7 protein-coding genes are annotated in these 8,410 nt (G+C 54.2%); 6 read left to right on the top strand and 1 reads right to left on the bottom strand.

Annotated elements, in window-relative coordinates:
- Nucleotides 1-49 precede the first annotated feature (49 nt).
- Entirely contained in the window at nt 50-553 is a 504-nt protein-coding gene (locus ABD892_RS10040; protein WP_345195483.1) for an SET domain-containing protein, read from the bottom strand.
- Nucleotides 554-906: 353 nt separating this feature from the next.
- Between ABD892_RS10040 and ABD892_RS10035 the strand changes: the two genes are divergently transcribed.
- The 6 genes from ABD892_RS10035 to brnQ all read left to right on the top strand — a co-directional run bounded on the left by ABD892_RS10035 (nt 907) and on the right by brnQ (nt 8,404).
- On the top strand, nt 907-2,154 hold the full coding sequence (locus ABD892_RS10035) for a hydrolase (protein WP_345195482.1): 1,248 nt from the start codon (nt 907-909) through the stop codon (nt 2,152-2,154).
- A gap of 4 nt (nt 2,155-2,158) precedes the next feature.
- On the top strand, nt 2,159-3,220 hold the full coding sequence (locus ABD892_RS10030) for an arginine N-succinyltransferase (protein WP_345195481.1): 1,062 nt from the start codon (nt 2,159-2,161) through the stop codon (nt 3,218-3,220).
- Nucleotides 3,213-4,025 (top strand): DUF1338 domain-containing protein, encoded by an 813-nt coding sequence (locus ABD892_RS10025; protein ID WP_345195480.1) that lies wholly within the window; start codon nt 3,213-3,215, stop codon nt 4,023-4,025. The genes ABD892_RS10030 and ABD892_RS10025 overlap by 8 nt, the downstream gene beginning before the upstream one ends.
- 226 nt (nt 4,026-4,251) lie before the next feature.
- On the top strand, nt 4,252-5,283 hold the full coding sequence (astA, locus tag ABD892_RS10020) for an arginine N-succinyltransferase (protein ID WP_345195478.1): 1,032 nt from the start codon (nt 4,252-4,254) through the stop codon (nt 5,281-5,283).
- A 25-nt stretch (nt 5,284-5,308) separates the two neighbouring features.
- Nucleotides 5,309-6,775, top strand: a complete 1,467-nt coding sequence (gene astD / locus ABD892_RS10015) for a succinylglutamate-semialdehyde dehydrogenase (protein ID WP_345195477.1) — start codon at nt 5,309-5,311, stop codon at nt 6,773-6,775.
- A gap of 318 nt (nt 6,776-7,093) precedes the next feature.
- Nucleotides 7,094-8,404 (top strand): branched-chain amino acid transport system II carrier protein, encoded by a 1,311-nt coding sequence (brnQ, locus tag ABD892_RS10010; protein ID WP_345195475.1) that lies wholly within the window; start codon nt 7,094-7,096, stop codon nt 8,402-8,404.
- Nucleotides 8,405-8,410: the final 6 nt, after the last annotated feature.

Below are 8,410 nucleotides of genomic sequence, written 5' to 3'. Positions count from 1 at the left end.
AGGCTGGGTTACATGGCTGCGCGAACCTGCCCCATGCCAGCAAGGCTTCTCAAGCTGGCTGAGCCACAGTGGTAATCAGGTATTTTTTAGGTCGTGAATGATCAAGGTGGTCAGGGATTCTGTATACAAGTTCACCTTCGTAGTCACCGACTTTTTCTCCTTTTGCGAAATGGCGTGCACATTTGACCCCTTTTCCTTCGGTGTCAACAACACCTTCATCACTAACGTATGTATTTCCGTCATAGCCGTAGTGCTGAAATCGGGGGGATTTCAGTGAATCAACATGCTCCTCTTCCTCTTGCTTCAATCTGATCTGGTCATACCTGTTTTCATCAAGCAGTTGCAATACCTGTTCAAAATCGCTGATGGTTTTCGATGCTACATTACTGGAAGGCGCGGGAGATAATGGTGTGCTGAGAGTCTGATTATCAACAATGTCTACCTTAACGTTAGCGGCAAAGGTGGGCTTTGTAGCGGGCGATTCCAGTGTGCTTGGCAAGTGAGCACGCAGGAAATCCATAAAATGTCTGTCTCTTTTGTGCTCAATTTGCATTGAAAAAGTCCTTTTTAAATTCTGGATGATTGCTCCACCATGAGTTTGACAATTAATGTGAAAAGGTATTGGTAACAAATTCTGTTAGTTCCATATGACATATCAGGCAATTTAGTGGCTAGCCAGATGTCGCGTTCTGGGTGTGGCTACGTGGAAATCCCTACCAAATGTCTTTATTGCGAAACTAGCTGTCGCAATAACAACAGAACCCGTAGCTCTCCCCTCCGTAGAATGCAGGTAACAAAGAGAATATCGCGCTGCACCAACCGACCCGGACACAGGCAACACCTGTCACAAGAACCAGAAATCCACGGTCCGGTCACAATCATAATCAACAGCCGACAGTGAATTCCATGAACAGTCAATCGCAGTTTACCCCCTGGCTGGAGTGGCTTGATGGCCAGCAGGAGAGCATGCTGGCGGAGACCATCCGGCTGGCAGAAATCAATTCCGGCACCCTTAATACAGAGGGCGTCAATCGTGTACGTCATGTACTCGAAGGTCTGACCCAGGCGTTAGGCGGAACACAGGAAGTCATCGACGTTGCCCCCTGGGAGCAGGTCAACGACGCCGGTGAAGTGATTCATCATGAGCTGGGCAAAGCGCTGAGAATCAGCAAACATCCGGATGCGCCGCTGCGGGTGTTTTTCTGTGGCCATATGGATACGGTCTTTGCGGTGGATCATCCGTTCCAGTCCGTCCGTTGGCTGGATGACAATACACTGAATGGTCCTGGCGTCACCGATCTCAAGGGCGGTCTGCTGGTGATGATCCGCGCGCTCGAAACACTCGAGCGCAGCCCCTGGGCAGGAAAGATAGGCTGGGAAATCCTGTTTAATCCGGATGAAGAAATTGGTTCGCCCGGTTCGGCGGCATTGATCCGCGAAGCTGCCTCCCGCTGTGATCTGGGCATGATTTACGAACCCAGTTTTCCGGATGGCAATCTTGCGGGGCAACGTAAAGGCAGCGGTAATTTTGCGGTGGTCTGCCAGGGGCGTGCCGCCCATGCCGGGCGTGAACATCATCTGGGCCGTAACGCCATTCGTGCCATGAGTGACTTTGTCAGCGCACTGGATGATCTGAATGGGCAGCGTGAAGGGGTCACCATTAACCCGGGTTATATCCACGGGGGCGGTGCTGTTAATGTGGTGCCTGATACCTGTGTCTTCCGGTTCAACATCCGTATTGAGCAACCTGAAGATGAAGCCTGGTGCTTCAGCCAGATTGAGCCCATTGTGGCAGCGATCAATGCGCGGGATGGCATGAGTCTGGCGCTGCACGGAGGCTTTGGCCGTAAACCCAAGATTCTGACGCCGGCCAATGAGCGCCTGTTAGCCCTGGCTCGTGAATGTGGTGCAGAGCTGAACATGCACATTGAATGGTTGCCGACGGGGGGGTGCTGTGACGGCAACAATCTGGCCGCGGCGGGCATTCCGAATATTGATACCCTGGGCGTCCAGGGTGGCAAGATCCACAGTGCGGATGAATACCTGCTGGTCGACAGCCTGGTACCCCGCGCCAAGCTGAGTGCGTTGATGCTGATGAAACTGGCGGCCAGTGAGGATATTCGCTGGCTGAAAGCCGTCAACCGGCCGGAGTAAATCTATGCTGTTGGTGCGTCCTGTAGTCTTTGGCGATCTGCATAACCTGGAGCGGCTGGCGGTGATGGCCGGTGGTTCCATGTCGACCCTGCCTGCTAACCGGGACCACCTGGCGGAAATCATTGCCATCACCCGGCGAACCCTGTCGGATACCCGGCAGCTGTCGACCGAAAGCTGCCATTTCGTCCTGGAGGATACGGAAACCGGTGAGATCTGTGGCGTGGCCGGCATCAATGCGGCGGTCGGCCTCCGGTATCCGTTCTACAGTTACCGCATAGACGACATTGTACATGCCTCGGATGAGCTGCAGATGCACAGCCGGGTGGAGGCGCTCCGGCTTTGTCACGAATATACCGGGTCAGCGAACCTGTGTTCACTGTACCTGACGCCTGAGCACCGTACGTTTGAAAAACTGGAACTGTTGAGCCGTGCACGTTTGCTGTTTATTGCGGTTCATCGCGCCTGGTTTGGTTCCCGGATCATGGTGGAACTGCAGGGGGTGCGTGACCAGCAGGGGCGGTCACCGTTCTGGGAATGCCTGGGACGACATTTCTTCAGTATGGCGTTGGATCGGGCCGTTTATCTGGCAGGTATCAAGGCGCGTAGCTTTATTGCGGACATGATGCCGAAGTATCCGGTTTACATGCCGTTGCTCAGTGAGGAAGCCCGCGGCGCCATTGGATGTGTCCATCCAGAACGGCGCGATGTCCTGCGTTTGCTGGAAGATGAAGGCTTTGAGTTTGCAGACCATGTGGATATCTTCGATGCCGGTCCACAGCTGGAGGCAAGGCTGGGCCAGCTGCGGACATTGCGCGAAGCTGACATGGCTGAAGCGGACATTACGGACACCCATGATACTGAAGCAACGCACCTGGTCTGTAATGCCGGGTTGCTGGATTTTCGTTGCCTGCAGGCGACGGCTGACGCCGGCAAGGTGTCGCTGAGTGCGGGGCAGGCGGATGCCCTGCGGGTATCTGCCGGTGATCCGGTGTTGCAGGTGGCGGCCGATAACAATAAGCAATGTGCTGGCACCCTCAAAAGAACAGGAGACCATTGTCATGACTGAGCGCAGGATTGATTCGTTACTTAACGCCATGTGGGAGGATTACCTGACCCTGAATCCGGATGCCCGCAGAATTCATGACCTGTTTGCGGGTTTGAATAATGGTGTGGTCATCAATGACCATATTGCCTTGCGCACCTTCAACAATGACAAGGTTTGCCTCGACAAGATTGCGCGCCCGTTTCTTGAGGCCGGTTACCAGCCGAAAGGCGACTACCGGTTCGATACCAAGAAACTGGTTGCCAAGCATTTTGAACATGAAGATCCTGAATTGCCGAAAGTTTTTATCAGTGAATTGCTGGTAGAAGAATTGTCGGAGGAGGCTCAGGCAATTATTAACAGCCTGGTCGATCAGGTGGATGCCCGGGACCTGGGCAAGGATATTTTCTGTTATTCCGGCCGGCATTGGGACATTCCCTTTGCAACCTACAGCCAGTTGCTGGGGGAAAGTGAATACGCCGCCTGGATGTCGGCCTTTGGTTACCGACCCAACCACTTTACTGTGTCGGTGAATCACCTGCAGTCACACGACTGCCTTGAGGCATTGAACCAGTTGCTGCTGGATGAAGGCTTTTCCCTGAATGACAGTGGTGGTCTGATCAAAGGCTCACCGGACGTGTTCCTGGAACAGTCATCGACCATGGCGAATCGCATTGCTGTCGACTTCAGTGATCGCACCGTGGAAATCCCCAGCTGTTTTTATGAGTTTGCCCTGCGCTACCCCTTGCCGGACGGAACCCTCTACCAGGGGTTTGTGGCGGCATCGGCAGACAAGATTTTTGAAAGTACTAACGTCACCGGACGTTAACCAGGCGCCAGGCCCCACTTCCCGGGGCCTATGATCCTGCCAGGAAGGTTTCGTTTTCCCAGGTTGCAACCGCAACCCAACTGTGAACCGCGTTTTTACCGTGACACCGGAACACTGAACAGCTTGTGCCGTATGTCTCTGATGGTGGTATTAGCGTAATGATAATGACAGATAGAGGAACCGGTCAGGTTCCCGGATAACAAAGGTCAGGAGTGAGGTAATCTCTATGATGGTAATTCGGCCGATCAAGGCAAGTGACTGGGATGCCCTCTGGGATATGGCTCACAAGACAGGGGTCGGGTTTACCTCGCTGCAGCCGGATGAAGAGCGTGTGCTGGCCAAGCTGCAGTGGGCCTTGGAGAGCTTTGATTCACCGGTGGCGCTGGAGGAAGCGCTCTACCTGTTTGTCCTGGAAGATACGACCAACGGCAAGGTGGCAGGTATCTGCGCCATCGAATCCGCCGTTGGCATGAGTGATCCATGGTACAACTACCGGGTCAATACCCAGGTGCATTCATCCCGGGAGCTGGGCGTCTACAACAAGGTCGAAACGCTGACCCTGTGTAATGACCATACCGGCTATTCGGAACTGTGTACCCTGTTCCTGTTGCCTGAGTATCGCCACAGCCGTAACGGACACCTGTTGTCCAAGTCCCGCTTTCTGTTTATGGCGGAGTTCCCGCGCCGGTTCTCTGAAGGGGTGATTGCCGAGATGCGGGGCTACAGCGATGAGAATGGGGTTTCACCCTTCTGGGAGGCGCTGGGCCGTCATTTCTTCTCTGTGGATTTTGCCCATGCCGATCAGGCGACGGCACGCAGCAAGGTGTTTGTTGCCGAGCTGATGCCCCGCCATCCCATTTATCTCAACCTGTTGCCGGAAGAGGCACAGCAGGTGGTTGGCCTGACCCATGATGCCACCACACCCGCACGCAAACTGCTGGAAAGTGAAGGCATGCGTTACAGCGGTTGTGTGGCGATCTTTGATGCCGGTCCACTGATGGAAGCGCGTATACAGGATATCCGCCTGGTGCGTGAAAGCCGCTACTTCAAAGTCCACGTCGATGATGAGCGCGAACCTCATGGTGAGCCCTGGCTGTTGGCCAATACCAAATTCCACGACTACCGCTGCGCCATGAGCAAGGTGGCTTTCTGCGGCAATAACATCGTATGTGTGACCGGCGAACAAGCCGACGCATTACGGGTTGATGAAGGCGACACCTTGCGGGTGGTTCACCTGTTGCCACACCGGGCGGTTTAATTTTTACGCATATCAGGGAGTATTTATGACAGCTTCTCTCTTTATTAACGGTTGCTGGCTGGAAGGCAATGGGCAGGCATTTGCCTCACTGAACCCGGCGGAAGGCAGCGCCGTCTGGGAAGGGTATGCGGCAGATGCAGGTCAGGTTGCTGATGCGGTTGATGCTGCGCGTGCTGCGACCCTTACATGGGCCGATTTGGGGTTTGCCGGTCGTGAAGCGATCGTTAAGCGCTATGGCGAATTGCTAGACCGTGATGGTGAATTACTGGCGCAGACGATCGCCAATGAAACCGGTAAACCGATCTGGGAAAGCCGAACGGAAGTCGGCGCCATGAAGGGTAAGATCGGTATTTCGGTGACGGCTTATCATGACCGGACCGGTATTCGTGAAAACGAGGCTCCCGGCGCCAAGGCGTTTGTACGGCACAAACCTCACGGTGTTGTTGCGGTATTTGGTCCTTACAACTTCCCCGGCCATCTGCCGAATGGACATATTGTGCCTGCTTTGCTGGCTGGCAATACCATCGTATTCAAGCCCAGTGAACTGACGCCGGCCGTTGCCGAGAAAATGGTCGCCTTATGGGAAGAAGCCGGCCTGCCTGCCGGTGTGCTCAACCTGGTACAGGGCGAAAAAGAGACCGGTATGGCGCTGGCACAGCACCCCGATATTGATGGCCTGTTCTTCACCGGCAGTTCCCGAACCGGCGAGCTGATTCATCAGCAGTTTGGCGGCCATCCCGGCAAGATCCTGGCGCTGGAAATGGGCGGCAATAATCCACTGATTGTGGATGAAGTCGCCGACCAGCGTGCTGCCGTACACGACACGATTCAGTCGGCCTATATTACTGCAGGCCAGCGTTGCACCTGTGCCCGTCGTCTGTATGTGCCGAAAGGCGAAACCGGAGACCGGTTTGTTGATGCGCTGGTAGCTGCGATTGGCAAGATTCAGGTCGGACGCCAGCATGATGATCCACAGCCGTTTATGGGATCGCTGATTTCGGAGCAGGCGGCAGACGGTATTCTCACCGCACAGGCGAGTCTGGTAGCGCTGGGTGGCAAGGTGTTGACGGAAGTCCGTAAGCTGGAAGAAGGCACGGGACTGTTATCACCGGGCTTAATTGATGTGACCACCATTGAAGAACTACCGGATGAAGAGTACTTCGGTCCTCTATTGCAGCTGATTCGCTATGACAGTTTTGATGAGGCGATCGCGCTGGCCAACCGTACCCGTTTCGGACTCTCCGCCGGGCTGTTGAGCGACAATCGTGACAAGTTTGATCGTTTTTACAGCCGCATCCGTGCCGGCATTGTGAACTGGAACAAACAACTGACAGGCGCCAGTAGTGCGGCACCTTTTGGCGGCATTGGCGCCAGTGGCAACCACCGGGCCAGTGCCTATTATGCGGCTGATTACTGTTCATATCCGGTGGCCAGTCTTGAGACAGAGCAGGTCACGATGCCTGCTAATCTGGCGCCGGGGCTAAGTCTGTAAACCTCATTGCTAAGAGATAACATTAAGCCCTCATCATGTGTTGATGGGGGCTTTTTTATGTGTAGAGATTTGTGCTGACTTATCCACCGATACCCGTGGGAATGCCGTCACGTGTTAACAACCAAAGGTTACTTAAACCAGTTTTTTTGCAACTTTTTGCACAATAATGCGTCGAAAAAATAGAGGGGATAGGATTTTTTTTCGGGAAATACCGTTATAGCTGTCTATATTGCAATAGCTTGAGTTAATCACAGTCGAAGTTGTTATCTGCAGTTTGATCGCATTATTCCAGCGTATTTCCCCAAACAGGGAGACCCTATGCAGAAGAATGATATTCTCGCCGTGGCATTGATGACATTCGCGTTTTTCCTGGGTGCCGGAAACCTGGTGTTTCCCCCCATGGCAGGCCAGCAGGCCGGGGAAAACCTCTGGTGGGCGCTGATTGGTTTCCTTGCCATAGATGTTGGATTATCCCTTCTCGCGATTATTGCCATTGCCCTTCAGGGCAGCCCCAACGCCCTGACCCGTGACCTGCCTCCCCGTATCGGTATGCTGTTCTGGGTGGCTGTCTATGTGATTATTGGGCCTGCTTTTGCGGTACCCAGGACCGCCGTGGTCGCCTTTGAGACCGGTATTTCGCCCTGGTTTGGTCAGGTTGAGCCCTGGTACCTGACGGCATTTTCCATCATTTTCTTTTCCATTGTGATCTGGCTGTCGATCTTCCCGGGCAAACTGGTCACGATTGTCGGGCGTATATTAACGCCCTTGCTGGCCGGGTTATTGTTGGCCATCTACCTGTGTATGTTGCTCACCCCCCATGAAGCGCCGGGAATGCCCTGGAATGACTACACATCGCATCCGGTCATTGAGGGCATGATCCAGGGATACCTGACTATGGATACCCTCGGGGCACTGGCCTTTGGTATTGTGATTGCGTCATCTGTGAAGGGGCTTGGCGTAAAACGCCGTGAGGATGTGGTCAAATATACCGTTATTGCCTCTGTGATCGCTGGTGTGTTTCTTTGCCTGGTGTATTTTGGGCTGTTTTACCTCGGGGCAACCAGCCGGACGGTTGCGCCCGGAGCAACAAATGGCGCGCAGATTCTCAGTGCATATGTCTATCATTTGCTGGGTTCTGGCGGACTATTGGCGCTGACAGCGGTCATTGTCCTGGCGTGCCTGACGACGGCTATTGGTGTGACGACTGCCTGTGGTGACTATTTCCATCACCAATTCCAGCGGGCATCCTACCAGTTCTGGATTGTTCTTCTGGCATCCTTGTCGGCCGTGGTGGCGAATGTCGGGCTGGAGACGTTGATCTCACTGTCATTACCCGTCGTGGTTGCCCTGTATCCGGTGTCTATTGCGCTGGTGCTGTTTTCCATCGCTCGCAGTTTTATGCCGATTCCCCGAACCACGGTGGTGGTTACCGTAGCGGTGATCTTTGTCATCAGCACCTCGGACAGTTTCAGCACCATCGGGCTATTGCCCGAATGGTTGCTGATGACGTTCAGGCGGTTACCGTTGTTTAGCAGTGGTGTTGGTTGGCTGGTACCCGGCGTAGCCACCTTCCTCGTGGCGTGGATTCTCTGTCAGTTACTGGAACAGCCCCGTCGGCTGGGCAGGTAATCCTTT

This window comes from Kistimonas scapharcae (assembly GCF_039540975.1).
Lineage (GTDB): Bacteria > Pseudomonadota > Gammaproteobacteria > Pseudomonadales > Endozoicomonadaceae > Kistimonas > Kistimonas scapharcae.
The sequence above is the reverse complement of the archived record's forward strand: the minus strand, read 5'-3'. Positions and strand labels throughout refer to the sequence as shown.

Bases quoted from the DNA above. Each gene is read 5' to 3' on its own strand.
- brnQ (WP_345195475.1), top strand. From the start codon at position 7,094: ATGCAGAAGAATGATATTCTCGCCGTGGCATTGATGACATTCGCGTTT.
- ABD892_RS10025 (WP_345195480.1), top strand. From the start codon at position 3,213: ATGACTGAGCGCAGGATTGATTCGTTACTTAACGCCATGTGGGAGGAT.
- ABD892_RS10030 (WP_345195481.1), top strand. From the start codon at position 2,159: ATGCTGTTGGTGCGTCCTGTAGTCTTTGGCGATCTGCATAACCTGGAG.
- ABD892_RS10040 (WP_345195483.1), bottom strand. From the start codon at position 553: ATGCAAATTGAGCACAAAAGAGACAGACATTTTATGGATTTCCTGCGT.
- ABD892_RS10035 (WP_345195482.1), top strand. From the start codon at position 907: ATGAACAGTCAATCGCAGTTTACCCCCTGGCTGGAGTGGCTTGATGGC.
- astD (WP_345195477.1), top strand. From the start codon at position 5,309: ATGACAGCTTCTCTCTTTATTAACGGTTGCTGGCTGGAAGGCAATGGG.
- astA (WP_345195478.1), top strand. From the start codon at position 4,252: ATGATGGTAATTCGGCCGATCAAGGCAAGTGACTGGGATGCCCTCTGG.